28 protein-coding genes are annotated in these 25,612 nt (G+C 71.6%); 15 read left to right on the top strand and 13 right to left on the bottom strand.

The annotated features are described in order from the left end of the window. Nucleotides 1-62: 62 nt before the first annotated feature. Nucleotides 63-914 carry an alpha/beta fold hydrolase gene (locus tag ACFYP0_RS03935; RefSeq protein WP_355497732.1) on the top strand — a complete coding sequence of 284 codons (852 nt, stop codon included), beginning with the start codon at nucleotides 63-65 and terminating at the stop codon, nucleotides 912-914. Between the two features lie 89 nt (nucleotides 915-1,003). Here the strand turns inward: ACFYP0_RS03935 and ACFYP0_RS03930 are convergent, their stop codons facing one another. The 6 genes from ACFYP0_RS03930 to ACFYP0_RS03905 are packed head-to-tail and all read right to left on the bottom strand — an operon-like array spanning nucleotide 1,004 to nucleotide 6,621. Further along, nucleotides 1,004-2,020 carry a methyltransferase gene (locus ACFYP0_RS03930; RefSeq protein ID WP_355497735.1) on the bottom strand — a complete coding sequence of 339 codons (1,017 nt, stop codon included), beginning with the start codon at nucleotides 2,018-2,020 and terminating at the stop codon, nucleotides 1,004-1,006. Nucleotides 2,021-2,062: 42 nt separating this feature from the next. After that, complete coding sequence (locus tag ACFYP0_RS03925; RefSeq protein ID WP_355497737.1) at nucleotides 2,063-2,692, bottom strand: hypothetical protein; 630 nt, start codon at nucleotides 2,690-2,692, stop codon at nucleotides 2,063-2,065. Further along, nucleotides 2,689-4,095: a selenium-binding family protein gene (locus tag ACFYP0_RS03920; protein WP_355497740.1), complete on the bottom strand. Its 1,407-nt coding sequence runs from the start codon at nucleotides 4,093-4,095 to the stop codon at nucleotides 2,689-2,691. Before ACFYP0_RS03920 ends, ACFYP0_RS03925 begins: the two co-directional genes overlap by 4 nt. A 14-nt stretch (nucleotides 4,096-4,109) precedes the next feature. Then, complete coding sequence (locus tag ACFYP0_RS03915; protein WP_355497743.1) at nucleotides 4,110-4,841, bottom strand: ABC transporter ATP-binding protein; 732 nt, start codon at nucleotides 4,839-4,841, stop codon at nucleotides 4,110-4,112. Further along, nucleotides 4,814-5,647, bottom strand: a complete 834-nt coding sequence (locus ACFYP0_RS03910; RefSeq protein ID WP_355497746.1) for an ABC transporter permease — start codon at nucleotides 5,645-5,647, stop codon at nucleotides 4,814-4,816. The genes ACFYP0_RS03915 and ACFYP0_RS03910 overlap by 28 nt, the downstream gene beginning before the upstream one ends. Then, nucleotides 5,644-6,621, bottom strand: a complete 978-nt coding sequence (locus ACFYP0_RS03905) for an aliphatic sulfonate ABC transporter substrate-binding protein (protein WP_355497749.1) — start codon at nucleotides 6,619-6,621, stop codon at nucleotides 5,644-5,646. The genes ACFYP0_RS03910 and ACFYP0_RS03905 overlap by 4 nt, the downstream gene beginning before the upstream one ends. 189 nt (nucleotides 6,622-6,810) lie before the next feature. On the opposite strand from ACFYP0_RS03905, the gene ACFYP0_RS03900 reads away from it, so the two are divergent. After that, nucleotides 6,811-7,986: an LLM class flavin-dependent oxidoreductase gene (locus tag ACFYP0_RS03900; protein ID WP_124858192.1), complete on the top strand. Its 1,176-nt coding sequence runs from the start codon at nucleotides 6,811-6,813 to the stop codon at nucleotides 7,984-7,986. 34 nt (nucleotides 7,987-8,020) lie between these two features. Here the strand turns inward: ACFYP0_RS03900 and ACFYP0_RS03895 are convergent, their stop codons facing one another. Then, nucleotides 8,021-8,566 (bottom strand): GNAT family N-acetyltransferase, encoded by a 546-nt coding sequence (locus ACFYP0_RS03895; protein ID WP_355497753.1) that lies wholly within the window; start codon nucleotides 8,564-8,566, stop codon nucleotides 8,021-8,023. Between the two features lie 38 nt (nucleotides 8,567-8,604). After that, nucleotides 8,605-9,015 (bottom strand): hypothetical protein, encoded by a 411-nt coding sequence (locus tag ACFYP0_RS03890; RefSeq protein ID WP_355497756.1) that lies wholly within the window; start codon nucleotides 9,013-9,015, stop codon nucleotides 8,605-8,607. A gap of 323 nt (nucleotides 9,016-9,338) precedes the next feature. On the opposite strand from ACFYP0_RS03890, the gene ACFYP0_RS03885 reads away from it, so the two are divergent. The 6 genes from ACFYP0_RS03885 to ACFYP0_RS03860 are packed head-to-tail and all read left to right on the top strand — an operon-like array spanning nucleotide 9,339 to nucleotide 13,961. Beyond that, nucleotides 9,339-9,641 carry an urease subunit gamma gene (locus ACFYP0_RS03885; protein WP_030335444.1) on the top strand — a complete coding sequence of 101 codons (303 nt, stop codon included), beginning with the start codon at nucleotides 9,339-9,341 and terminating at the stop codon, nucleotides 9,639-9,641. Then, a complete protein-coding gene (locus tag ACFYP0_RS03880; RefSeq protein WP_124858188.1) occupies nucleotides 9,638-9,985 on the top strand; it encodes an urease subunit beta in 348 nt (115 codons plus the stop codon). The genes ACFYP0_RS03885 and ACFYP0_RS03880 overlap by 4 nt, the downstream gene beginning before the upstream one ends. Then, nucleotides 9,982-11,685: an urease subunit alpha gene (locus ACFYP0_RS03875; protein ID WP_124858186.1), complete on the top strand. Its 1,704-nt coding sequence runs from the start codon at nucleotides 9,982-9,984 to the stop codon at nucleotides 11,683-11,685. Before ACFYP0_RS03880 ends, ACFYP0_RS03875 begins: the two co-directional genes overlap by 4 nt. Beyond that, entirely contained in the window at nucleotides 11,685-12,470 is a 786-nt protein-coding gene (locus tag ACFYP0_RS03870; RefSeq protein ID WP_356978572.1) for an urease accessory protein UreF, read from the top strand. The genes ACFYP0_RS03875 and ACFYP0_RS03870 overlap by 1 nt, the downstream gene beginning before the upstream one ends. Then, nucleotides 12,460-13,245: an urease accessory protein UreG gene (ureG, locus tag ACFYP0_RS03865; protein WP_435817480.1), complete on the top strand. Its 786-nt coding sequence runs from the start codon at nucleotides 12,460-12,462 to the stop codon at nucleotides 13,243-13,245. The genes ACFYP0_RS03870 and ureG overlap by 11 nt, the downstream gene beginning before the upstream one ends. After that, a complete protein-coding gene (locus ACFYP0_RS03860; protein WP_356978570.1) occupies nucleotides 13,245-13,961 on the top strand; it encodes an urease accessory protein UreD in 717 nt (238 codons plus the stop codon). The genes ureG and ACFYP0_RS03860 overlap by 1 nt, the downstream gene beginning before the upstream one ends. Nucleotides 13,962-14,354: 393 nt before the next feature. On the opposite strand, the gene ACFYP0_RS03855 is transcribed toward ACFYP0_RS03860, so the two are convergent. Continuing rightward, complete coding sequence (locus ACFYP0_RS03855; RefSeq protein WP_356978568.1) at nucleotides 14,355-14,819, bottom strand: MarR family winged helix-turn-helix transcriptional regulator; 465 nt, start codon at nucleotides 14,817-14,819, stop codon at nucleotides 14,355-14,357. A 96-nt stretch (nucleotides 14,820-14,915) separates the two neighbouring features. Here ACFYP0_RS03855 and ACFYP0_RS03850 point away from each other — a divergent pair, with 96 nt between their 5' ends. The 6 genes from ACFYP0_RS03850 to urtE all read left to right on the top strand — a co-directional run bounded on the left by ACFYP0_RS03850 (nucleotide 14,916) and on the right by urtE (nucleotide 21,331). Then, nucleotides 14,916-15,998 (top strand): substrate-binding domain-containing protein, encoded by a 1,083-nt coding sequence (locus ACFYP0_RS03850; RefSeq protein ID WP_356978566.1) that lies wholly within the window; start codon nucleotides 14,916-14,918, stop codon nucleotides 15,996-15,998. 419 nt (nucleotides 15,999-16,417) lie between these two features. After that, nucleotides 16,418-17,662 carry an urea ABC transporter substrate-binding protein gene (gene urtA, locus ACFYP0_RS03845; protein WP_124858176.1) on the top strand — a complete coding sequence of 415 codons (1,245 nt, stop codon included), beginning with the start codon at nucleotides 16,418-16,420 and terminating at the stop codon, nucleotides 17,660-17,662. Between the two features lie 75 nt (nucleotides 17,663-17,737). Continuing rightward, on the top strand, nucleotides 17,738-18,625 hold the full coding sequence (urtB, locus tag ACFYP0_RS03840) for an urea ABC transporter permease subunit UrtB (protein ID WP_091398903.1): 888 nt from the start codon (nucleotides 17,738-17,740) through the stop codon (nucleotides 18,623-18,625). After that, entirely contained in the window at nucleotides 18,622-19,809 is a 1,188-nt protein-coding gene (gene urtC / locus ACFYP0_RS03835) for an urea ABC transporter permease subunit UrtC (protein ID WP_112680004.1), read from the top strand. Before urtB ends, urtC begins: the two co-directional genes overlap by 4 nt. Next, complete coding sequence (gene urtD, locus ACFYP0_RS03830; protein ID WP_356978563.1) at nucleotides 19,806-20,639, top strand: urea ABC transporter ATP-binding protein UrtD; 834 nt, start codon at nucleotides 19,806-19,808, stop codon at nucleotides 20,637-20,639. Before urtC ends, urtD begins: the two co-directional genes overlap by 4 nt. Continuing rightward, the gene (gene urtE, locus ACFYP0_RS03825; RefSeq protein WP_356978561.1) at nucleotides 20,636-21,331 is read left to right on the top strand and encodes an urea ABC transporter ATP-binding subunit UrtE; all 696 of its coding nucleotides are present in this window, start codon (nucleotides 20,636-20,638) and stop codon (nucleotides 21,329-21,331) included. Before urtD ends, urtE begins: the two co-directional genes overlap by 4 nt. A gap of 15 nt (nucleotides 21,332-21,346) precedes the next feature. Here the strand turns inward: urtE and ACFYP0_RS03820 are convergent, their stop codons facing one another. Next, nucleotides 21,347-21,973, bottom strand: coding sequence for a substrate-binding domain-containing protein (locus ACFYP0_RS03820; RefSeq protein WP_356978559.1), 627 nt, complete (start codon nucleotides 21,971-21,973; stop codon nucleotides 21,347-21,349). Between the two features lie 60 nt (nucleotides 21,974-22,033). On the opposite strand from ACFYP0_RS03820, the gene ACFYP0_RS03815 reads away from it, so the two are divergent. Further along, entirely contained in the window at nucleotides 22,034-22,783 is a 750-nt protein-coding gene (locus ACFYP0_RS03815) for a hypothetical protein (protein ID WP_356978557.1), read from the top strand. Nucleotides 22,784-22,882: 99 nt separating this feature from the next. On the opposite strand, the gene ACFYP0_RS03810 is transcribed toward ACFYP0_RS03815, so the two are convergent. From ACFYP0_RS03810 to trpB, 3 genes are read right to left on the bottom strand one after another with little or no spacing between them, the layout of a single operon-like run. Beyond that, nucleotides 22,883-23,614 carry a GntR family transcriptional regulator gene (locus ACFYP0_RS03810; RefSeq protein WP_386994232.1) on the bottom strand — a complete coding sequence of 244 codons (732 nt, stop codon included), beginning with the start codon at nucleotides 23,612-23,614 and terminating at the stop codon, nucleotides 22,883-22,885. A gap of 56 nt (nucleotides 23,615-23,670) precedes the next feature. Next, on the bottom strand, nucleotides 23,671-24,393 hold the full coding sequence (trpA, locus tag ACFYP0_RS03805) for a tryptophan synthase subunit alpha (protein WP_124858155.1): 723 nt from the start codon (nucleotides 24,391-24,393) through the stop codon (nucleotides 23,671-23,673). Beyond that, on the bottom strand, nucleotides 24,390-25,571 hold the full coding sequence (gene trpB, locus ACFYP0_RS03800; protein WP_124858153.1) for a tryptophan synthase subunit beta: 1,182 nt from the start codon (nucleotides 25,569-25,571) through the stop codon (nucleotides 24,390-24,392). Before trpB ends, trpA begins: the two co-directional genes overlap by 4 nt. Between the last annotated feature and the right edge of the window lie 41 nt (nucleotides 25,572-25,612).

Here is a 25,612-nt window from a genome sequence, read left to right as displayed (position 1 = left end):
CCGGAGACCCGACGGGAAAGCGCGGGGCGTCCGACAGCCCGAGACCGGAGCAGGAGACAAACATGCCTTTCATCACCGTGGGGACGGAAAACTCCGCGCCCATCGACCTGTACTACGAGGACCACGGTTCCGGTAAGCCGGTGGTGCTGATCCACGGCTTTCCGTTCAATGGCGCGACCTGGGAGAAGGAGACACGGGCGCTGCAGAACGCCGGATACCGGACGATCACCTACGATCGCCGCGGTAACGGTAACTCCGCCCAGCCGGCCTTCGGGTACGACTACAACACGTTCGCGGCGGACCTGGACGTGTTGATGACCGAGCTGGACCTGAACGAGGTGACTTTGATCGGTCACTCGATGGGCACCGGCGAGGTGGTCCGCTACCTGGGCAACTACGGATCGCAACGGGTCAGCCGAGCCGTGCTGCTCAGCCCGCTGCAGCCGATGCTGGCCAAGGCGAGCGACAACCCGGAGGGCGTCGACCGGAGCCTCTTCAAGGGTTTCCAGGACGCCATCATCAAGGACCGGTTCGCCTACCTGACGTCCTTCTGTGACGCGTTCTTCAACCCGGACCAGAACATGGGTAAGCGGGTCAGCGAGGAGGCGTACCGGGCGCACTGGCAGATCGGCGCGATGGCCTCCGGCAAGGCCACCCACGACAGTGTGGACGCCTGGCAGGAGGACTTCCGCCCCGACCTGCCGAAGATCAACATTCCGGTGCTGATCGTGCAGGGTGACCAGGACCGGGTGCTGCCCTACCCGGTGACCGGCCAGCGGCTCGGGCCGATGATGCCGACCGCCCAGCTCATCACGCTCAAGGGCGCACCGCACGGCATCCCGTGGACCCACGCCGACGAGATCAACAAGGCGATCCTGGACTTCATGAAGCAGCCGGCCAAGGCTCGCGCCTGACCCGTACCGGTCGCCGATCGGACGCCCGCGCCGTAAGGCGCCGCGACACCCGGCCCACGGTTCGCACCGGGGCCGGGTGTCGTCGTCGGTCAGGGCCGGCGGGCCACCACCGCGCCGTTGGCGCCCGGCGCGTCGAACGGCACGATACGCACGTCGACGAAGCCGGCGTCGGTGAGCCAGGCCGCGTACTCGGCACCTGAATAGTTCCGGCCGCCCTCGGTCTCGACAAGCATGTTCATCCCCATCAGGGCCGCCTCCGGCGGTCCGGTGCGTTCGTCGTTGAGCAGCAGTTCGCAGACGACGATCGCCCCGCCGGGCGGCAACGCCGCGTGGCACCGGGCCAGCAACGCCCGGTTCGTCGGCTCGTCCCAGTCGTGCAGGATCATGCTGAGCAGGATGACGTCGTGCCCGTCCGGCAGCGCCGGGTCGGCGAGGAAGTCGCCGCCCACCGCCTCGATCCGCCCGGTCAGGCCGGCCTCCGCGATCCGCTCCCGGGCCCGGACGCAGACGTGCGGCAGGTCCAGGACCGTCGCCCGCAGGTCGGGCAGGCGGCGGCAGAACTCGATCGGGAACGCGCCGGCTCCGCCGCCCACGTCGAGCAGCCTGCGGTGCGCGGAGAAGTCGTAGGCGTCGGCCAACGCGCTGGCGGTGAAGCTGGACGTGGAGAACATGGCATCCCAGAACTGCGCCAGCATGTCCGGGTCGGCCGTGTCAAACATCGACTGTTGAGCCTCCGGGTCCCAGGTCAACGGCCGGTCCGTGCGCAGCGCCTCACCGATGCGGTGCCACGGCAGGTAGGTGCGTAGGTCCGAGTAGCGGACCTGCGCGCCGAAGTAGTACGGGCGACCCTCGACCAGGAACTGCTCGGCCAACTCGGTGTTGCGGTAGCCGTCGCCAGCCTTCTCCAGCAGCCCCAGCGAGGCGCTGGCGGCCAGCAACAGGTCCGCCGGCCGGTCCGGCAGCCCGAACTCGGCGGCGGCCTGCTCGACGGTCATCGTCCGCCCGCCGGCCAACCGGGTGAACAGGCCGAGCTCGACGCCGACCGCGAGGGTCTTGAACCCCCACACACCGGCCACCAGGCGCATGAGGGGAGTGGGAGTGATCATGCCGACATGAAAGCACAGTTCGCGTGCTTCCACGATGGACTGTCACGCCCTGATCAGCGTCACCAACCCCGCGGCCACCAGCACCCCGGCCCAGAGCCGGTCCACGTTGAACCAGGCCCGGCGCAGCACACCGACCCCGAACACCTGGTAGACCAGCAGCGCCACGGCCAGGGCGACGCCGAGCATGGCCACGGTGTGCACCCCGGCCGCCGCGAGGCCGGCCAGCGCGCCCACCGGCGCGGCGGCCAGGTGCCCGGAGTGACCCCCGGGCACCGGCTCGGCCACCAGCACCGGCAACAGCATCAACCCCGCGCCGTGCGCCGACGACATCAGGAACGACCAGGCAGCGAGCTGCGCCGCCGACAGCCGCATCCCCGCCCAGCGGAAGTGCCGCTCCGAGAGCAGCCGCCACAGCCCGAAGGCCACGAGCACCCCACCGCCGACCACCGCGAGGGCGCTGCTCGCCGTCACCGACCGGGTCGCCGAGACCAACGCGGCGACGATGGCCACCGAGGCGAGATGCCCCGCGGCGATCGGCGGCAGGGCGCGCAGCAACGCCAGCCGGCTGCGCTCCTGTAGGCCCCGGGCCACCGCGAACAGCCAACCCATCGCCGGGTTCAGACCATGGAACGCGCCGAGCGCGGCGAGCGTCGCCAGGGTGGTGACGGTCACGGATAGCAGTACGAGTCGGAGGAGGCGTCCCCGCCCTGCAACCGGGTCTGGTGCACCCGCAGGCCCCGGAACTCGTCCCCGTGCGGGAAGAACCGCTCATCCGGGGTGAGCCCACCGGCGTCCACGTCGACGTCGAGCTTGGCCAGCCAGGCGCCCACCCCGTCGGGGTAGAACTGGTCGTCCCACGCACCGTAGAGCGAATTGCTGACGTAGACCCGCCGGCCGTCCCGGCTGACCTCCACCATCTGCGGGCCACCGGCCAACGCCTCGTCCGGCGCGGACGGGTGCGCGGTGCGGCGGACGATCCCACCGAGGTGCACCGAGCCCGTCTGCACCGGGTGCAGCGGATCGCTGACGTCGTACTGGCGCAGCTCACCCGTGCCCCAGCAGGAGACGTAGAGGAACCGGTCGTCGACCGACAGGTCGATGTCGGTCACCAGCGGCGGCACCGCCCCGAACGGCTTGAGCAGGTCGGGCAGGTTCGCCGGGTCGGCCGGCTCGGCCGGGATGTCGATGACCTTGGTGACCGCCCAGGCGTCCCCGTCACGGTGCCAGAGCCAGATCGACGCGGACAGGTCCTCGACGCTGATCACCACCCCGACGAACCCGTACGACTTCGTCGGATCGTGCGCCGGCCGCAGCTCCAGTGGCATCTGGTACTGGTCACCGAGGTCGACCCGTTGGACGTGCCGGCGTTTCGCGAGATCCCAGAAGTGGATGGCGTGCCCGTAGCGTCGGCCCAGCAACAACTCACCGATGATGCCGTCCTCGATCATCGACGGGGTGCCCCACTCGCTGGTGACCAGCACGTCCTGGGTGAGATGCCACCACACGTCGTACGCCAGGAACTGCGGCCCCCGGTCGGCCTCCCACGCCCCGCGGACCTCGAACGTGGTGTGGTCGAGGATGGCGATGCCACCCGGACCCTCCGCACCGTCCGCGCCGCCGAGAGCGGAGAGGTAGATGCCGTCCGGGCCGCAGTGCACGGTGTGCGGCCGCGAGTAGCCGGCCCGCTTCGCCAACTCCTCCGCCCCGATCACCTTGACGATCTGCGGCTGGCGCGGATCGGGCTGGGTGTCGAGCACGTGGATGCGCGACGACCGCAGGCCGGGGACGATCAGGTAGCGCCGCTCGACGTGCGGGTGCGGGGCGGTCGGGCAGAGCGCGCTGCTGCACGCGTTCCAGCCGAAGTGGTGCAGCTCGTCACCGACGTACGGCAGGTCGGTCCAGCCGACGACCCGGCCGTAGTCGGGGGAGTCGGGGTCGGTGTCGAGCACCACGATGGCGTCCGGACGGCTGGCCGTCCGGTCGAAGGCCGCCACGTAGGCGAGCTTCTCCGCCGGTGCGGTCACCGCCTCCCGGGGCGAGGGGTAGAACGTGGGGTCGGGGGTCCAGCGGGTCATCACAGCTCCGCTCGTCAGGTGGTGGGAACGCCGAGTCGGTCGAGCAGGTGGCGGCGCAGCGCGCCGAAGGCCGGGTCGTCCGGCGTACGGGTGGGGCCGAGGTCGACGGGCAGTTCCGCGGCGATGCGGCCGTCGTCGAGGAGCAGGATCCGGTCGGCGAGCAGCAGCGCCTCCTCCACGTCGTGGGTGACCAGCAGGGCGGCGAATCCGTGCTCGGCGCGCAGCCGGCGCAGCAGGATCTGCATCCGCAGTCGGGTCAACGCGTCCAGGGCGCCGAACGGTTCGTCGAGCAGCAGCAGGTCCGGTTCGCGGACCAGGGCCCGCGCCACTGCCACCCGCTGCGCCTGCCCACCGGACAACTCGGCCGGCCAGGCGCGATCCCGCTCGGCCAGACCGACCTCGGCCAGTGCCCGCCGGATCCGCCCCGGGCCGTCCGCGCCGGACAGTCCGAGCCCCACGTTCTCCGCCACGCGTTTCCACGGCAGCAGCCGGTGCTCCTGGAAGACCACGGCGGCGGTGCCGTGCACGACGCTCGTCCCGCTGGCCTCGCCGTCCAAGCCGGCGAGAATCCGCAGCAGCGTGCTCTTGCCGGAACCGCTGCCGCCCAGCAGGGCCACCACCTCACCGCGGGCGATGGTCAGGTCGACCCCGGCCAGCACGACCGTCGGCCCGAAGGCCCGGCGCACCGCGTGGGCGGTGAGCACCGGCTCGGTGCCGTTCAGGTGGCCCGCAGTCCGCGACGCCATGTCAGCATCCTCCTCTCCAGGACGCGCAACGCACTGTCGGATATCAGCCCGAGCAGGGCGTAGACGAGCAGGCCGAGCACCACCACGTCGGTCTGGCTGAACTCCCGCGCCTCCATCATCAGAAAGCCGATCCCGGTCTGGGCGTTGACCTGCTCGCCGACGACCAGGCTGAGCCAGGCCGCCCCGATCGCCAGCCGCAGGCCGAGGAAGAGGGACGGCAGCGCGCCGGGCAGCACCACGTGCCGCAGTCGGGCGGCCTGCCCCAGACCACAGGTACGGGCGGCCTCCACCAGCCGCTCGTCGATGTCCCGGATGCCGGCGTAGGTGTTGAAGTAGATGGGGAAGAACGCGCCCAATGCCACCAGGCTGATCTTGAGTGATTCGCCGATGCCGACCCAGATGATCAGCAACGGAACCAGCCCGAGGTGCGGCAGCATCCGGGCCATCTGCACCGGCGGGTCGACCAGGTCGTCACCGAGCCGCAACAGCCCGGCCACGGTGCCCAGCACCAGGGCCAGGAGACCGCCGATCAGCAGGCCCGCCCCGGCCCGGGTGAGGGAGTCCAGCAGGTGGACGCCGAGCGTGCCGTCCCGACTCAGTCGCCAGCCGGTGGCCAGGACGTCGCTGGGCGCGGGCAGCTTCTCGGCCGCCAGCAGCCCGGTCCGTGCGGCCAACTCCCACCCAAGGACCAGCACCACCGGGCTCACCACCCGCCGCCAGCGCCGGGCCGGCCGCTGACGACGGGGTACGACAGGCGCCGCCGCCGCGACCTCTTCGGGCGCCTCGACGAGCGTCGTACGACTCACTGGAACACCTCGTTGAACCGGCCGTCGACCCGGGATCGCAGGTCGACCGGCCCCGGGATGAGTTCCAGGGCGATGAAGCTGTCGGCGATCGCCTGAAGTTCGTCGCCGATGGCCGGGGTGACCGGAGCGAGGGGCTTGGCGCTGCGGGCCAGGGCGCGGCTGGTGACGTCCTGCGGGATCTTCAGCTCCGGAGCGAGGGTGCTGGCTCGCTCCTCGGGGTGGGCGATGCCCCAGTCGGTCACCTCGCGGTAGCGCTGGAGGAACGCCCGGATCTCGTCCGACCGCTTGTCGACCGCCCGGGGCGTGGCAAGGACGTACTCACGGTTGCTGGCCAGACCGGTCGCGTCGGCGAGCACCCGGACCCCCGGTTGCTCGGCCAGGGCGAAGTACGGATCCCAGATCACCCAGGCGTCGATCTGGCCGCCGTCGAACGCGGGCCGCCCCTCGGCGGGCTTGAGGTATTTGACCTGGATGTCCTTCAGGGTCATGTTGTTCGCCTCCAGCAGCCGCACCAGCAGCCAGTGCACGTTGGACCCCTTGTTGAGGGCCACCGTCCTGCCCTTGAGGTCGGCGAAGCTGCGGTAGCCCCGGTCGGCCTTGACCAGCACGGCCTCACCCTGCGGAATCGGCGCCGAGGTGCCGATGACGGAGAACGGGATCTTCCCGGCGGCGGCGAAGACGGGTGGTGCCTCGCCGACCTGTCCGATGTCGATGGAGCCGGCCTTGAGCGCCTCGGTGAGCGCGGGGCCACTCTCGAACAGCGACCACTCCACATCCGGTGCGGCGCCGCGCGCCTTGACCAGGCTCAGACCGCCGAAGCGCTGGTAGCCGATCCGGAGCTTGTCCTTGGTGCCGCCCGCATCGGCGGACCCGCCGCACGCGCTCACCGCGACCGTGGCGAGCAGCGCCACGGTGGTGAGCACGGCCGTCAGGAGGCGGCGTTGCGGGGGACGGCTCGTCGACGGGGTGGGCATGGCGGCTCCTCGGGTCAGGGCAGGCGGACGGCAGCGCATCGACAGGTGTCGGCGCCGGCAGTAGCCTACTAACCCGATAGGTTTTATGGGTAGGCTGTCGGCGGGATCGTCCCACCCCTCAGGAGGTGGCCGCCCGCCCCGCGCGCACCCGGACCCGCTACCCGCCGCCTCCACACGGAAAGAGCCGAGATGACCCTCACCTTCCACTGGTTCCTGCCCACCAACGGCGACAGCCGGGACATCGTCGGCGGCGGCCACGGCGTACCGACAGGCGCCGCCGGAGGCGCCCGTCCGGCCAGCGTGGCGTACCTCGGGCAGATCGCCCGCAGCGCCGAGCAACTCGGCTTCGTCGGCGCGCTCACCCCCACCGGCGCCTGGTGCGAGGACGCCTGGCTCAGCACCGCGATGCTCACCGAGGTGACCGAGCGACTCAAGTTCCTGGTCGCCTTCCGGCCCGGCCTGCTGGCCCCCACCCTCGCTGCCCAGATGGCCTCGACCTTCCAGCGGCTGTCCCGGGGCCGGCTGCTGCTCAACGTGGTCACCGGCGGTGAGTCGCAGGAACAGCGGGCCTACGGCGACTTCCTGGACAAGGACGCCCGGTACGCGCGGGCCGACGAGTTCCTACACGTCGTGCGTGCGCTGTGGCGCGGCGAGACCGTCGACCACGACGGCACCCACGTCCGCGTCGAACAGGCACGACTGCATCGGCTGCCCGACCCGGTGCCGCCGGTCTACTTCGGTGGGTCGTCCGCCGCCGCCCTCCCGGTGGCGGTGCGGCACAGCGACGTCTACCTCACCTGGGGCGAGCCGCCGGCCCTGGTCGCCGACAAACTGGAGCGGGTCCGGGCGCTGGCAGCCCGCGCCGGGCGGGAGCTGCGCTTCGGCATCCGGCTGCACGTCATCGCGCGTGACACCGCTGAGCAGGCCTGGGCGCAGGCCCAGCGCCTGCTCGACGGGGTCTCCGAGGCCGACATCCGGGCCGTGCAGGAGGGGCTGCGCCGCAGCGAGTCCGAGGGGCAGCGCCGGATGCTCGACCTGCACGGCGGCTCCCGCGACGGCCTGGAAATCGCCCCCAACCTGTGGGCGGGGGTCGGACTGGTCCGCGGCGGGGCCGGCACCGCGCTGGTGGGCAGCCACGCCGAGCTCGCCGACCGGATCGCGGAATACCACGCGCTCGGCATCGACGAGTTCATCCTCTCCGGCTATCCCCACCTGGAGGAGGCGTACTGGTTCGGTGAGGGCGTGCTGCCGATCCTGCGCGACCGAGGGCTGTGGCGGCACCCCGACGGCCAGCCGGGGACCCCCGACCACGTCGACATCCCCTTCACCCGGGCGCCCGCGCCGCAGCCTGTCGTGGCCCGCTGACCGGCCGACCCGCGGCAACTGGCGCCACGGCCGTCTACAGGTCCATCGCGTACACCCGGACCTGGCGGCCGGTGTCCGGCTGCACGGTCTCGCGCTCCAGCGACATGCCCAGCTTGACCATCACCCGCGCGGACGCCTCGTTGCCGACGACGTGGATGCTGACCAGCCGCCGCAGGCCGAGCTCGGCACGAGTGTGGGCGACAACGGCCTGGGCCGCCTCGGTGGCCAGGCCCCGACCCCAGTACGCGCGACCGAGCCGCCAGCCGATCTCCACGGCCGGCATGATCTCGGGCAGGAAGGTCGGCACCGCCAGTCCGGTGAAACCGGCCAGCTCGCCGGTCTCTCTGATCTCCACCGCGTACAGGCCGAAGCCGTGCTCGTCCCACTGCCGCTGATAAATGGCCAGACGCTCCGCCGTCGCGGCCCGGTCCAGGGTGCGGCCGTCATGGATGTAGCGCATCACCTCGGGCTGCGCGTTGACCTCGGCGAACCCGTCCAGATCATCGCTTCGCCAGCGGCGCAACAGCAGGCGCTCAGTGTTGAGGGACGTGGCATCAAGGGAGTTTGTCAGCTCAGGCACGTCCCCTTCTAGCATGTCGGCGTCCACGGAGCGATTGGTTATCTCGCGGCGGGTCGACCGGTGAACCGCTGGCCGACCCGCCGCCCCGCGAGGCTCACCACAGTGCTGCCGGCGGCCATCCCGACCAGCACCAGAATCCCCCCGACCACCCACAGCCCGCTGTCGTCGGTCCCGGCGGCCCGCCACGACCAGACCGCCGTGAACGCCACCGTCATCACCGGCGCCACCAGCCACGGACTGAGCCGCGTCCCGGCGAGCGCGGCCAACACCACGAGCGTCAGCACGCAGCCGATCACCTGCCACGGCTCGTACGGGCCGCTGCTCGCGCCGGTCTGCGCGTCGACCGTGTACCGGGTGTCCCAACCCAGCCAGAGGATCCACGCCCCGACCGTGGCCGCCGCCAGGAACAGAACACCGAGCAGTGCGCGGGTACCCCTCGTCGCCGTCATCCGACGATCATCCCCCGCCTGCCGCCCCACGGGAACACGGACCGGCATTCAGCCGCCGACCGGCGTGATCCCCAATGGACTGTTGCCTCGGTCGGTGGCGATCCTCTACGGTCTGCTCAGCGGTGGGCGGTGCGGTCCGCATCCGACCCGACACCGCCGGTTGCCCGTCGTGCGGGCCGGGATGGTGGAGTCCCGGGTCGCCCCGTCGGCGGTGACCCGGCGGTCGTGTGACTCCCAGCTCGTCCCCTCGGGTCCTGGTGCCCGGGTGGCTCCGCGTGGAGCCGACGGCGAGCCGGGGCACGCCGACCCACCGGGAGAGCCCCGTGTTCCTCAGCCCGCACGAGCAGGACCGCCTGCTCGTCCACGTCGCGGCCGATGTCGCCCGCGCCCGCCGCGAACGCGGCCTGCGCCTCAACTACCCCGAAGCCGTCGCGGTGATCACCGCGTTCCTCCTCGAAGGGGCCCGCGACGGCCGATCGGTGGTCGACCTGATGTCCGCCGGCCGGGCGGTGCTCGGTCGTGACGACGTCCAGGACGGCATCCCCGAGCTGCTGAGGGAGGTGCAGGTGGAGGCGACGTTCCCGGACGGCACCAAGCTGGTGACGGTGCACCACCCGATCCCGTGATCCCCGGGGAGATCCTGCCGGCGGCCGACCCCGTTGAGATCAACGTGGGCCGTCCGGTGACCACACTGCTCGTGGTCAACACCGCCGACCGCCCGGTGCAGGTCGGCTCGCACTACCACTTCGCAGAAGCCAACCCGGCCCTGTCGTTCGACCGGGGCGCGGCCTGGGGGCAGCGGCTCGCCGTTCCGGCCGGCACCTCCGTCCGGTTCGAGCCGGGCATCAACCGCAGCGTCGACCTCGTACCACTCGGCGGGGCACGCGTCGTGCCGGGCCTGCGCGCAGAGTGCGCGGGGCCGTTGGACCCGTCGCCGCACCCGCCCACGGCCGCCGGGTCGCCGCGGTGAGCGCCGTGCGACGAGACCGCTACATCGACCTGTACGGGCCGACGACCGGTGACCGGATCCGACTGGCCGACACCAACCTGCTGATCGAGGTGGAGACCGACCACTGCGTGGGCGGCGACGAGGCGGTCTTCGGCGGCGGAAAGGTGATCCGCGAGTCGATGGGGCAGTCCCGTGCCACCCGCGCCGAGGGGGCACTGGACACCGTCATCACCGGCGCGGTGGTGCTCGACCACTGGGGCGTGATCAAGGCCGACGTGGGGCTGCGCGACGGGCGCATCGTGGCGCTCGGCCGGGCCGGCAACCCGGACACCATGCCCGGTGTCCACCCCGACCTGGTCATCGGCCCGTCGACCGAGGTGATAGCCGGCAACGGGCGGATCCTCACCGCCGGCGCGGTCGACACCCACGTGCACTTCATCTGCCCGCAGATCGTCACCGAGGCACTGGCCAGTGGCATCACCACGATGGTCGGTGGCGGCACCGGGCCGGCCGAGGGGACCCGCGCGACAACTGTCACCCCGAACGGGTGGCACCTGGCCCGGATGCACGAGGCGCTGGACACGATGCCGGTCAACGTGCTGCTGCTCGGCAAGGGCAACACCGTCTCCAGCGAGGCGCTGTGGGAACAGTTGCGGGCCGGTGCGGGCGGTTTCAAGCTGCACGAGGACTGGGGCACCACACCGGCGGCGATCGACGCCTGCCTGCGGGTGGCGGACGCGTCCGGTGTCCAGGTGTCGATCCACACCGACACGCTCAACGAGGCCGGGTTCGTCGCCGACACCCTGCGGGCGATCGGTGGACGGGCGATCCACTCGTACCACACCGAGGGAGCCGGTGGCGGGCACGCACCGGACATCATCACCGTGGCGAGCGAACCGAACGTGTTGCCGTCGTCGACCAACCCGACCCGGCCGTACACCGCCAACACCCTGGCCGAGCACCTGGATATGTTGATGGTCTGCCACCACCTCAACCCGTCCGTGCCGGAGGACCTGGCCTTCGCCGAGAGCCGGATCCGACCGTCCACGATGGCCGCCGAGGACCTGCTGCACGACCTCGGCGCGATCTCGATCATCGGCTCCGACGCGCAGGCGATGGGCCGGGTCGGCGAGGTGATCATGCGGACCTGGCAGAGCGCCCACGTGATGAAGGACCGGGTCGGCGCGCTGCCGGGCGACGGGCCCGCCGACAACCACCGGGCCCGACGGTACGTGGCGAAATACACCATCTGCGCCGCGATGGCCAACGGGCTGGAACGGGAGATCGGCTCGGTCGAGCCGGGCAAGCTCGCCGACCTGGTGCTCTGGGACCCGGCGTTCTTCGGCGTCCGACCGCACCTGGTGCTCAAGGGCGGCATGATCGCGTACGCCCAGATGGGCGACGCCAACGCCTCGATCCCGACACCACAGCCGATGCTGCCGAGGCCGATGTTCGGGGCGTACGGCGCGGCGGCGGCCGCCACCAGCCTGGCCTTCGTGGCCCCGGCGGCGCTGGACGCCGGACTCCGCCTGGACGTGCGTCGCCGGGTGGTGCCGGTGAGCGACGTACGGTCGCGGGGCAAGGCCGACCTGCCGGAGAACAACGCGATGCCGCGCATCGAGGTGGACCCGGACACCTTCACGGTGCGGATCGACGGGCAGGTGGTGGAGCCGGACCCGGTGACCCGGCTGCCGATGGCCCAGCGGTACTTCCTGTTCTGATGGCGACGCCGAGCCTGCTGTTGTTGTTGGCCGACGGACGCTTCCCGGCCGGGGCGCACGCGCACTCCGGTGGTCTGGAGGCTGCCGTCGCCGCCGGCCGGGTCACCGACCTGGCGTCGTTGGAGGCGTTCCTGGCCGGACGACTGGCCACCGCCGGTCTGGTCGGAGCGGCGTTCGCGGCGGCGGCACACCGGGCGGCGGTGGCCGAGACCGTTGGCACGACCGGCCCGGCCAACCAGGCCCTGCCCGGCCGACGGTTGGACGCCCCGGCTGAGGCTGCCGCTCGGTCGGGGGCGCCGGCCGGATCCGCCGCTCGGTCGGCGGCGCTGGCTCGGCTCGACGCGGAACTGGACGCGCGTACCGCCGCCCCGGCGTTGCGGGCGGTCTCGCGCCGGCAGGGCCGGGCGCTGCTGCGTGCTGGTCGGACCATCTGGCCGGACGCCCCGTTCGTCGACCTGCCCGCGACACCCGGTGGCGCACACCAACCGCTGGTGCTCGGGCTGCTCTGCGCCGCGGCCGGGCTGTCCCGCGTCGAGACCGCCACGATCGCCGCGTACGGGACGCTGACCGGGGCGGCCAGCGCCGGCGTACGTCTGCTCGGCCTCGACCCGTACCAGGTCCAGGCCCTGCTGGTCGGCCTGGCCGACGCCTGCGACGGCACGGCCGCCGACGCGGCGCGGGCCGCCGATGACCCGCCGGAGCGGCTGCCGGCCGCCGCCGCTCCACTCGCCGACATCCATGCCGAAATCCATGCCACCTGGGAGGTGCGTCTCTTTGCGTCCTGACACCGTTGTGCCGAGCGCTGTGCCCGCCGTCGAACCGATCACGCCGCCGCCGGCCACCCCACCCCACGACGAGACCGTTCCGCACACCCATCCGGAGCCGGGGGTGGACCCCCATCCGCCGTTGGCGCGTGCCGGCCGCGCCCTGCGGGTCGGCATCGGTGGCCCGGTCGGTTCCGGCAAGACGGCCCTGGTGGCCGCCCTCTGCCGTGCCTTCGCCGACGAGTTGCGGCTTGGCGTGGTGACCAACGACATCTACACGACCGAGGACGCCGACTTCCTCCGGCGGGCCGGCGTGCTGGACCCGGCCCGGATCCGCGCGGTGGAGACCGGTTGCTGCCCGCACACCGCGATCCGCGACGACATCGGCGCCAACCTGGACGCCGTCGACGAACTGGCCGAGGCAGTCGGCCCGTTGGACCTCGTCCTGGTGGAGAGCGGTGGGGACAACCTGACCGCTACCTTCAGCCGAGGGCTGGTCGACCGGCAGATCTTCGTGGTCGACGTGGCGGGCGGGGACAAGGTGCCCCGCAAGGGCGGGCCGGGAGTCACCGCCGCCGACCTTCTCGTGATCAACAAGACCGACCTGGCGCCGATGGTGGGTGCCGACCTCGCCGTCATGGATCGGGACGCGCGAGCCCGGCGCGGCGACCTCCCGACCCTCTTCCTGTCCATCGTGAAAGATCCCACGGCAACGTCGGTCGCGGACTGGATCCGGCACGAGTTGGCCCACCACGCCGCCCTGCACCCACCGGCCGTGCCGGTTGGCCCGGCCTAGTGCGAGCGCTCGCTCGGCTGGTCGCCCGGGCCGACGGCCGGGGCGGCACGGCCCTGGTCGAGTTGCACGGCGAAACACCGTTGCTGCTGCGCCAGACCCCGACCGACGGTGGTGTCGCCACTGTGCACCTCGTCGGCGGGGCGGCCGGGCCGCTCGCCGGCGACGATCTGCGCCTGGAGATCGAGGTCGGGCCGGGCGCAGCCGTGCGGGTGCACAGCGTCGCCGCGTCGATCGCCCTACCGGGCCGCGCGGGTGCCGTCTCCCGAATGGCGGTGCGGGCGGTCGTGCACGCCGGGGCCACGCTGCACTGGCTTCCGGAACAGTTGGTCGCGGCGGCCGGCTGCGCGCACCTCGCCGAGTCCCGGATCGAGCTGGCCGCCGGTGCGAGCCTGCGGTGGCGCGACGAGCTGATCTGCGGCCGGTACGGCGAGGCGCCCGGCGGCGCCGTCGTGCACACCCAGGTCGACTACGCGGGTCGACCACTGCTGCGCCAGTCCCTCGCGGTGGGACCGCATGCGCCGGGCTGGGCCGGCCCGGCGGTGCTCGGCGGCGCGCTGGCCATCGGGTCTCTGCTGGTGGTCGACCCGTCGCGACCCGCCGGACCGGCGGCGGTCGAAGGCGGTGTCGCCCGGCTGCCGTTGGCCGGCGGTCCGGCGACACTGTGGACCGCCACCGCTCCCGACGCGCACACACTGCGCGCCCACCTCACCGGCTAGAAAGCCCTGTCGGTCCGCCTGGCCCCGGGGCCGTTCTGGAGGCGGACACTGCGGAGAGCGTGATGTCTGTGAGTCATCACGATGACTCACAGACATCACGCTCTCCGTCGGGTGGCGCGTGTGGCTGGGTGGCGTTCGCGGCTGGTGGCGCGTGTGGGCGGGTGGCCTTTGCGGTCGGGTGGTGCGTCTGGCTGGGTGGCGTTCGCGGTCGGGCGGCGCGTGTGGGCGGGTGGCGTTCGCGGCTGGTGGTGTGTGTGGCTGGGTGGTGCTTGTGGTCGGTGGCGCTTGGGATCGGGTCGCGCTCAAGGCCAGCCCGAGTCGCGATCCGTGCCGCGTCGGGAGCAGGTGAGACTGCCGCTCGCCCAGGAGGTTGGTCGGTGAGCCGGGGAGGGATCAGCGGTGGGGGCCGGACGCGTCGGCGTGTTCACGTGGCCGGGCCGGGTCGAGACGGCCGATCAGGTCGTCGAGCTGGCTCACCATGTCGGCGGCGTACGGCATACCCAGTTCGGCGATGCTGGCTCGGATTCGTTCGTCCAGGCGGGCGTGCTCGCGGCGGCCCCGAGCGGTCAGGTACGCCCGGATGCGTCGGCGGTCGATCGGATCGATCCGGCGGAAGACGAGATTGCGGTCGACGAGCTGGTCGACCAGCTTGGTGAGGGTGCCCGGCGGCAGCGACGCCTCGACGGACACCTCGCTCATCGGGTGACCCTGGCCGTCGGCGAGCAGGCAGAGCACCCGCCATGCCTCGATGCTGATCGCGTCGTCGGCCAGAACGGCGCCCAGCCGGCGGGAGAGCAGCCGTTCGGCGCGGGTGAGCGAGCGCAGCAGGTCGGCTGGCGCCCCGGGCACGTCTGACATGAAACTCCCTGGTCCGGTGGCCCTGTCATGGTAGCGAGTCGTCCCGGTCAGTGGTGAGTGCTGGTCTTCGGTCCTGCGCCGGACAATCATGTGCTCATGTCCGCGCCGGCACCGCCGTGGCTGACCGTCGACCGTGCCGTGGTCAGCATCGCGCTGGTTTACCCGATGCGCGGGCCGGCCGGCATGTTCGGCCCCACCTGTGAGCTCTGCGCGCAGCTCGCGGTCGAGGAGATCAATCGGTGCGGTGGCGTGCTGGGCCGGGAGGTTCGCCTGGTGCCGGTCGACGGTGGCGCATCGCCGGCCGAGGTGGCCGCCGAGGTCGAGGCGTTGGTGTCGGTGGGGGCCGTGCAGGGGGTGACGGGGTGGCACATCTCCTCGGTGCGCCAGGCGTTGGCGCCCCGCGTCGCGCACCGGGTGCCGTACGTCTACACCGCACTCTACGAGGGCGGCGAACGCACCGAAGGGGTCTTCCTGACCAGCGAGACACCCGATGCTCAACTGTGGCCCGCGATGCGGCTGCTCGCCGGGGAGCAGGGCGTGCGCCGCTGGTTCGTGGTGGGCAACGACTACGTGTGGCCGCGCCGTACGTCGCGGGCTGCCCAGCGGTACGCGCTGCGCGGCGGCGGGCAGGTGGTGGGCCAGCACTTCCTGCCGCTGGACGCGCACGACTTCACCGAGGTCCTGCGCCGCATCGAGCACAGTGACGCGGACGCGGTGTTGATGCTGCTGGTCGGTGCCGACGCGGTGCGGTTCAACCGTGCGTTCGCCCGATCCGGCCTGGACCAGCGCTGCCTGCGGCTGAGCACCCTGATGGACGAGAACATGCTGCTGGCCAGCGGTGCCGGCGCGACCCGGAGGCTGTACAGCACGGCGGGCTTCTTCGCCGGGCTGGTCACCCAGGAGAACCTCGACTTCCACGGCGAGTTCGCGCGGCGCTTCGGGGTGGAGGCGCCGCCGCTGGGCAGCCTGGGGGAGTCCTGTTACGAGGGCGTCATGCTGCTCGCCGCGCTGATCGGCCAGGCCCGCACCCTCGACGTGCGGGCCATCGAGACGGCCGCCGACACGGTCGCCTACCACGGGCCGCGCGGGCGGTTGCGGCTGCGCCAGCGGCACGTCCGGCAGCGCATCTACCTGGCCGAGGCCGACGGGCTCGACTTCACCGTGCTCGCCCAGCTCTGAACCGGGCACTGCCAGTCGGCCCCCCGACCCTTGACAGCGCCACCCGACACCGTCCTAAGATGCTTCCTGGGTGAAGTATCTGGCCACGGGGTTAGATCTCACCATTGCGTGCCACCGTCGGCGGATTCGTTCGTCGACCATTGTGGTGGCACTTATCCTGCGTCTTTCCCAACGGCCGACACCGTTTCCTCCCCAGCGGTGTCGGCCGTTTTTCGTGCGCGCCTCGACGGTCCCTCGGAAACAGTCAATTAAGGACCGGGAAACACCCGCGCAATCATGTCGGTCGACGCTTTCCCTGCCCATGTCCGATCCGGTGCCCTGCGCGGCGTCCACCCGTCGACCTTGGCATCGCCCACGTCAGCTCCATCGGACCGCACCGACCGTCCTTACGCCACTTGAGTGCACCGCAGGGAGAGTAGATGTCAATATTCCGGGGCCGCCGCATCCTGGCGGGTGCCATGACCCTGGTCGCCGCGGCCGCGATGACCGCGTGCGGCAGCAAGACCACCGACGAGGGTGGCGCGACCGGCGTGACCGCCGACGTCTCCGGCGACACCGTCAAGGTGGGCCTGCTCAACTCGCTCTCCGGGACCATGGCGATCAGCGAGGTCACCGTCCGCGACTCCATCATGCTCGCCGTCGAAGAAATCAACGCGGCCGGCGGCGTCCTCGGCAAGAAGATCCAGCCGGTCGGTGAGGACGGCGCCTCGGACTGGCCCACCTTCGCCGAGAAGGCCGAGAAGCTCATCTCCGAGGACCGGGTGGCAGCCGTCTTCGGCTGTTGGACGTCGGCCAGCCGCAAGGCGGTCAAGCCGGTGTTCGAGAAGAACAAGGCGTTGCTGTTCTACCCGGTGCAGTACGAGGGACTTGAGCAGTCGCCATACATCTTCTACACCGGAGCGACGACCAACCAGCAGATCGTTCCCGGGCTGGACTACCTCAAGTCGCAGGGCGCGAAGTCGGTCTATCTGGTCGGTAGCGACTACGTCTTTCCGCGGACCGCCAACAAAATCATCAAGGCGTACGCCACGGCGAACGGGATGACCGTGCTGGGTGAGGATTACGCGCCGCTGGGCTCCACCGAGTTCGGCACCATCGTCAACAAGGTCAAATCGTCCGGCGCGGACGCGGTTTTCAACACGCTCAACGGTGACAGCAACGTGGCCTTCTTCAAGGAGTACAAGTCCGCGGGTCTCAGCGCCGCCGCGATGCCGGTGGTGTCGGTGTCGATCGCCGAGGAAGAGGTCAAGGGCATCGGCACGCAGTATCTGGAGGGCCAGTTGACGGCCTGGAACTACTACCAGACCACCCCGGGCGCGGCGAACTCGAAGTTCGTGGCCGCGTACAAGGCGAAGTACGGCGCGGACAAGCCGACCAGCGATCCGATGGAGGCCGCGTACGTCGGCGTGCACCTGTGGAAGGCGATGGTCGAGAAGGCCGGCACCTTCGACGTGGAGAAGGTCCGCTCCGCCTCGGACGGGATCACCTTCGACGCGCCGGAGGGTCTGGTCACCGTCGACGGCAAGACCCAGCACATCGCCAAGACCGCCCGGATCGGCAAGATCGGCGCGGACGGCCTGATCACCGAGGTGTGGAACTCCGGCAAGCCGGTCGCGCCGGACCCGTACCTGAAGACCTACCCGTGGGCGAGCGGCCTGAGCTGACGACGCCGGCCCGGGCGGAACGCGTTGCCGCGCGCTCCGCCCGGGCCACCCGACCAGCAGTTCGGAGTACCCACCGTGACAGTCCTCTTCGGTCAACTCTTCACCGGCATCAGCATCGGCGCGGTGCTGCTGCTCATCGCGCTCGGCCTCGCGCTGACCTTCGGCCAGATGAACGTGATCAACATGGCGCACGGTGAGTTCATCATGGCCGGCGCGTACACCACCTACGTGCTGCAACAGAGCATCACCGGCGCAGGCCTGTCGCTGGTGGTCGCGCTGCCGGTGGCGTTCGTGGTCGCCGGCACCATGGGTGTCCTGCTGGAGGTGCTGCTCATCCGCCGGCTCTACGCCCGGCCACTGGACACCCTGCTGGTCACCTGGGGTGTCTCACTGATCTTGCAGCAGCTGGCCCGGGACATCTTCGGCAGCCCGAACGTGCAGACCCGCGCGCCCGAGCTGCTCACCGGCAACGTGGCGCTGCCCGGAGGGCTGACCATCGCCAACAACCGGCTGTTCATCCTGGCCCTGGCCCTGGCCGCCGTCGCGGCGCTCACCCTCGCGCTGCGCCTCACCCCGCTCGGGCGTCGTATCCGCGCGGTGGTGCAGAACCGCGACCTCGCCGCCGTGTCCGGCATCGCCACGTCCCGGGTCGACCGGACGACCTTCTTCCTCGGCTCCGGCCTTGCCGGGCTCGCCGGGGTGGCCCTCACCCTGCTCGGCCCGATCGGCCCGACCATGGGCACCAACCTGATCATCGACGCCTTCCTGGTCGTCGTGGTCGGCGGGATCGGCCAGCTCAAGGGCAGTGTGATCGTCGCCTTCGCCCTCGGCGTGCTCCAGGCCACCGGGGAGTACCTCACGACCCTCAGCGTCGCCAAGGTGATCGTGTTCGTGGCGATCGTCGCGTTCCTCCAGTGGCGGCCACAGGGCCTGTTCACCCTGCGGACCAGGAGCCTCGCATGACCGCCGTCACCCCCGCGCCACCCAGCACCGCCGTCCGCCCGGCGCCTGCCGGCGCCGTACCACCGGGTCGGCCCGCCGGCCGCTCGCGGCTACGGACGCTGGCCGGCTTCGCGTTCGGCGCGGCGCTGCTGTTCGCCGTCGCCCCGCTGGTGCTGTCGGACTTCCGGTTGGCGTTGCTCGCCAAGTACCTCTGCGTCGCCATGGTCGCGGTCGGCATCGGGATCGCCTGGGGCCGGGGCGGGATGCTCACTCTGGGCCAGGGTGTCTTCTTCGGCCTCGGCGGCTACGCGATGGCCATGCACCTCAAGCTCGCCGACGCGGGCCCGGGTGGGATGCCCGACTTCATGCAGCTGTACGGGCAACTCGACGAGCTGCCGCTGTGGTGGCGGCCGTTCGCCAGCCCGTGGTTCGCGCTGCCCGCCACGGTGCTGCTGCCGATGGCTGTGGCCTTCGGGCTCGGCTCGCTGGTCTTCCGTCGCCGGGTCCGCGGCGCGTACTTCGCCATCCTCAGTCAGGCCCTCGCCGCCGCGATGGTGATCCTTCTGATCGGCCAGCAGGGCACCACGGGTGGCACCAACGGGCTCACCGACATCAAGGGCTTCTTCGGCTACGACCTGGACGACCCGGTCAACCAGCGGATGGTGTACTTCATCATCGCCGGGACGCTGCTGGCGTTGCTCGCGCTGACCCGTCAGCTCATCCACAGCCGATACGGCGAGCTGCTGGTGGCGGTCCGCGACGGTGAGGAACGGGTCCGCTTCCTGGGCTACGACCCGGCGTCGGTCAAGCTGGTGGCGTACGTGGTCGCGGCGGGCATGGCCGGGCTGGCCGGGGCGCTGTTCGTGCCGGCGGTGGGCATCATCTCGCCCGCGCTGATCGGCATCGTCCCGTCGATCGAGTTCGTCATCGGCGTCGCGGTGGGCGGCCGGGCCACACTGCTCGGGCCGGTGCTCGGCGCAGTGGCGGTGGCCTGGGCGCGTACCGCGCTCTCCGAGCGTTTCCCGGGCACCTGGACGTACCTTCAGGGGCTGCTCTTCGTGGTCGTGGTGGCGTTCCTTCCCGGCGGCCTGGCGTCGCTGTGGGCCTTGGCCCGCCGCCGCGACGTCGCCGCGCAGCCGCTGCGGCGCGGGCGGTTGTCGCTGGGCCGACGACGCGCCGAGCGGACGGAGGTGCCGGCGGCATGAGCGAACGCACCGAGCGCAGCGAGGGCCGTGAGCGCATGCCCAGCCAGCACGGCATGAGCGGCGAGCGGTTGGACGGGTTGTCCGTCCGTGACGTGCGGGTCAGCTTCGACGGTTTCACCGCAGTGGACGGCGTCTCGTTGGAGGTGCCCGCCGGCGACATCCGGTTCCTGATCGGGCCGAACGGCGCCGGCAAGACCACACTGGTCGACGCGATCACCGGTCTGGTCCGGGCCACCGGCTCGGTCCGGTTCGGTGACGAGGAACTGCTCGGCCGGCCGGTGCACCGGATCAGCCGGCTCGGCATCGGGCGGACCTTCCAGACCTCGACGGTCTTCGAGGAGCTGTCGGTGTTGCAGAACCTCGACATCGCGGCGGGCGCCCGACGCAGCTGGGCGACCCTGGCCCGCCGCCGCCGGCGTGTGCCCGACGAGATCGCCGCCGCGCTGGAGACCATCGGTCTGGCCGAGCGGGCCGCAGACCTCGCCGGGACGCTCGCGCACGGTCAGAAGCAGTGGCTGGAGATCGGCATGCTGCTGGTGCAGGACGCGCGACTGTTGCTGCTGGACGAGCCGGTCGCCGGGATGAGCCACGAGGAACGCGACGCCACCGGTGCCCTGTTGGAGACGGTGAGCCGGGATCGCACGGTCGTCGTGATCGAGCACGACATGGACTTCCTGCGTCGGTTCGCGCGCAGCGTCACAGTGCTGCACGCCGGCCGGGTGCTCAGTGAGGGCACTGTCGCGCAGGTCCAGGCGGACCCGCGCGTGCAGGAGGTCTACCTTGGCCACCCGGTCGATGCCGGGTCGGCCCGCACTGGCCTGGAGGCATGATGCTGACGCTGCGCGGGGTGCACGCCGGGTACGGGCGTTCCCGGGTGCTGCACGGGGTCGATCTGGCGGTCCCGCCCGACGGGGTAGCTGCCGTGCTCGGGCACAACGGTGCCGGCAAGAGCACCCTGCTGCGGGTCGCGGCGGGTCTGTTGCGACCGAGTGCCGGCACCGTCGAGCTGGACGGCGAGGACGTCACCCGCGCCGGGCCGCACGAGCGGGTGGCGCGGGGGATGGCGTACGTCCCGCAGGGTCAGCAGTGCTTCCCGCACCTGACGGCGGCGGAGAACCTGCGGCTGGTCGCCGACGGCCGGCGCGACGGGGCGGTGGCCACGGCCGAGGTGCTCGATCTGTTTCCGGCGTTGCGCCCGTTGCTGCGGCGTCGGGCCGGGCTGCTCTCCGGCGGTCAGCGCCAGCAGTTGGCCATCGCCCGCGCCCTGATCACCCGGCCCCGGCTGCTGATGCTCGACGAGCCGACCGAGGGCATCCAGCCGTCGGTGGTCGCGGAGATCCAGGAGCGGATCGTCGAGCTGACCCGGCAGTCCGGGTTCAGCGTGCTCCTCGTCGAGCAGCACCTGGGCTTCGCGCTGCGGGTGGCGGACCACTACCACGTGCTGGAGTCCGGTCGGGTCACCTCGCACGGCGACGGAGGTGTCACGGCCGAGCGGGAGGTCCGGGCGGCCCTGGCCGTCTGATCGGCGCGGCGTCGGTCAGGTTCTCGGCGCGGGCCCGGTCGAGTCGCGGACGACCAGCAGGTGCCCGGTGGGGCGGCGGCGAGGGCGTGTCGTGCGCGGCTTGAGCGCGAGGGTGAGTGCCGTGCGGCCCATCTCGGTCATCGGCAGGCGGACGGTGGTGAGGCTGGGTGCGAGGTCGGCCGCCACGGAGACGTCGTCGAAACCGACCACCGACATCCGCGCGGGCACCGGCACGCGGCGGGACCGCAGCGTCGACAGCACGCCCATGGCCATCACGTCGTTGAGCGCGATGATCGCCGTCGTCCCGGGGTGGTCGTTGAGGATCTGCTCGGCGGCGGCGCGTCCACCGCCGCGGGTGAAGTCGCTGTGCACGACGGCGAGGTCGGTGGTGGGCCGCCCGCGCTCCCGCAGGGCCGACGACACTCCGGCCAGCCGGTCGGCGACGGTGGTGAGGCCCGCCCTGCCCGCGGCGACCGCGATCCGCCGGTGGCCGAGATCCATCAGGTGCTGAGCGAGCGCGTGGCCGCCGGCCTCGTTGTCCGGCAGGACGGCGTCGACCCCGAGCGCGTGCCGCCCGATGGCAGCGGCCCGTCCGCCGTGGTTCTGGAACGCGGCCAGCTCGGCGCGCGCCGCGCTCTCCATCCGTGGGTCGTCGTAGCCGGAGCCGCTGATCAGGACGATGCCGACCCGCTGGGCGATCAGGTGGGCGACCTGTCCGCACCGGGCGCGCCCGGTGACCCCAACCGGGTGGACCTGCGCTTCGGCACCGACGCCGCCGGTGAGCTCTACGTCGTCGCGAAGGCCAACGGAAAGGTCTGGAAGGTGACCGGCACCCGGGAGTTCGCCAGCGGTGACGTCGGGGACGTCACCCTCCGCCGCACCACCGGAGCCACCAACTGGGCACCGGTGACACCGGCGAAGTGGCAGTTCACCCACGACCAGGTCATCCTGGCCGAGGCCGGGGAGAGCCGGCCGGGCCCGCGCCGGCCCTTCGAGTACGCCGTGCTGACCAACGGACCGGCGTGGTCGTCGGTGCAGGTCGACGCCCAGGTACGACTCGACACACCGGTGGAGGTCACCAACCGGGACGTGATCATCGTCTTCGGCTGGCGTTCGGACACCGAGTTCTACTACGCCCACCTCTCCACCGACAACACGATCTATCCGCACAACGGCATCTTCAAGGTGGACAACGCCGACCGGGAGCGCATCGACCACCAGTGGAACGGCCGGTCCCGGGGCGCCAACCCGGCGATCACCGACGCCAGGTGGCACCGCGTCCGGGTGGTGCACCTGCCGGCCACCGGCGAGATCGCCGTCTACGTCGACGGGCACCGGGACCCGCTGCTGACCGCGAAGGACACCACGTTCGGCTCGGGGCGGGTCGGTTTCGGCTCGTTCGACAACGTGGGCCGACTGCGCAACCTGACCGTCACCGGCACGCCGGCCTGAACCGGGTCACGGTGGGGACGGTGACGGCTCACGCCGCCGTCCCCACCGAGCAACAGTCGTGACCGTGCGAGATCAACGGCGAGGAGCACGCCGGACCGGCTAGACCGCTCCGTAGTGGAGAGACAACCCGGTGGCGGCCCGGTCGGCGGTGATCTGCATCATGCTGCCCAGCATCGTCGCCCGGTCGGTCACCAGGGCCGTCCCGTCGGGCGCGTACGTGATCCGGTCACTGACCAGCACCGGCGCCCCCTCGGCCTCGTCCAGATGCCGGGCCACGTCCGCGTTCAGCACCTCCGGTCGGATCGTCTCCGCCGCCCGGGCCACCACCACCCCCAGGTCGGCCAGGGCCGCGTACAACGAGGTGCCGGTGAAGTCCACGTCGTGCAACCGGCTCGCGTGCGGCTCGCGTACCCAGGAAATCTGATGAATGGCGCGGCGGCCGGCGAACGCGCGGACCCGCTCCAGGCGCAGCCCCGTCTCGGCCTCGCGAACCCGCAGCCGGGCCGCGACGCGCGAGGGCACGCGGCGCTGCGCGCGGGAGATCACCGTCGTGTGGACCTCGTGGCCCTGCTCGCGCAGGTCGTCGCCGAAGCTCCGCAACGATCCGAGCTGGTACGCGGCATGAGCAGGCGCGACATAGGTGCCCTTGCCGGGCCGCTGGACGATCAGGCCCTCGGCGCTCAGTTCGCGCAGGGCCTGCCGCAGCGTCATCAGAGTGACGCCGTACGCCGTGCTCAGCTCGCGCTGCGCGGGCAACGCCTCACCCGCCACGTAGCGACCGTCGCGGATCTTGGCGGCGAGGTCGGCGGCGATGGCCCGGTAGCGTGCCACTGTTCTGTCTCCCGATGCGTCGACTGTCCGCTCCCGTCATCGACGGCCACCGCCGATCATCGCACGGTGGCCACCTGAGACAACGCGGCCCGCAGCGACGCCACGAAGGCGCCGACCTCGGTGGGACCCGCCCCGTCGAGGATGCGTCGCATGACGGCCGCGCCGACGATGACTCCGTCGGCGACCGCCGCGGCCTCGCCCGCCTGTTCCGGGGTGGAGATGCCGAAGCCCAGCAGCACGGGTAGGTCCGTGATCTGCTTGAGCCGGGCGGCCAGAGTGACGGCCGACGGTGCGAGCCGGTCGCGTTCGCCGGTCGTGCCCATGATCGAGATGGCGTACACGAAACCCTGACTGCCTCGGCCGATCTCGGCGAGCCGATCGTCCGGCGTGGCGGGGGAGGCGAGCAGGCTCACCTGGACGCCCGGCACGTCCAGCCCGGCCAGCTCGTCGAGGGGCAGGTCGGGCACGATCAGCCCGGTCACCCCGGCCGCCGTCAGCGCGTCGCCGAACCCGGGCCGCAGCGCGATGTTGGCGTACGTGCTGGCGACGATAGGGATGCCTGTCCGCGCTGTGGCGAGGTCTTCCAGGACCGAGGCGGGCGTGGTGCCTCGGGCGAGCGCCGTGTCCGAGGCCTCCTGAATGGTGCGGCCGTCCACCGTCGGGTCGGAGAACGGGAGCCCGACCTCGACCATGTCGGCTCCGGCGTCCTCGAAGGCGTCCAGGTACGCCGTCCAGCCGGGCACGATCCCGCCCGTGATGTAGGGCATCAGTAGCTTCATGCGAGCTCCGCTTCCGCGATCAGGGTGGTGATGTCCTTGTCGCCGCGCCCCGAGAGGGTGACGAGCACTGTCGATCCTCTGGGCAGCTCCGGCGTGCCGGCGGCGCGGACGACCCAGGCGAGCGCGTGGGCCGACTCGATGGCGGGCAGCACGCCCTCCGAGCGCGCGAGCCGGACCGCGGCCGCGATCGCCTCCCCGTCGGAGGCGGTGACATACCGGGCGCGCCCCAGATCGCGCAGGTACGCGTGCTCGGGGCCGACGCCGGGGTAGTCCAGCCCGGCGGCGATCGAGTGCGCCTCCTTGATCTGCCCGTGTTCGTCCTGGAGGAACAGCGACTGGAAGCCGTGCAGGACGCCGATCTCCCCGTTCGTCGCGCCGGAGCCGCCCTCGGCTTCCACCCCGACGAGCTTCGCCGAGGTCTCGACGAACCCGGCGAACGTGCCCGCCGCGTTGCTGCCCCCGCCGACGCAGGCGACCACGTAGTCGGGGGTGGCGGCGGGCAGCTCGGCCGCGCACTGCCGCCGGGCCTCGTCACCGATGACACGCTGGAACTCGCGGACCATCATCGGATAGGGGTGCGGACCGATGACGGAGCCCACGCAGTAGTACGCCTCGTCGACGTCTGTCACCCAGTGGCGCATGGCCTCGCTGGTGGCGTCCTTCAGCGTCCGACTGCCGGTGGTCACCGGAACGACCTCGGCACCCAGCAGCCGCATACGGAAGACGTTGTGCGCCTGGCGTTCCACGTCGCGTTCGCCCATGAACACCTTCACCGGTAAGCCCAGCAGGGCGCCGGCCGTCGCCGTCGCGACGCCGTGCATGCCCGCCCCGGTCTCGGCAATCAGACGCGTACGCCCCATGCGTCGGGCCAGCAACGCCTGCCCGAGCACATTGTTGATCTTGTGTGATCCGGTGTGTGTCAGATCCTCCCGCTTGAGCAGCACCGTCACACCGAGTTCGGTCGAGAGTCGTACGGCCGGCGTCAGCGGTGTCGGCCGTCCCACGTGGGCCGACAGCAGCGCGGCGAGACTGCCGCGGAACCCGGGGTCGGCCCACGCCTGCGAGAAGGCCTCGGCGACCGCCTCGCAGGCGGGGATCAGAGACTCCGGCACGTACCGCCCGCCGTAGCTCCCGTATCGCCCCGGAACGCCTGCCGGTCGTAGTGTTATAGAACTCATGTAACAGTTATAGAACAGTGGAGGTCGCCTGGCAAGAGAGG

Source organism: Micromonospora arida, assembly GCF_042873195.1.
Lineage (GTDB): Bacteria > Actinomycetota > Actinomycetes > Mycobacteriales > Micromonosporaceae > Micromonospora > Micromonospora arida.
Note: the sequence above shows the minus strand (reverse complement) of the source record. Positions and strands in the feature narration are given on the sequence as shown.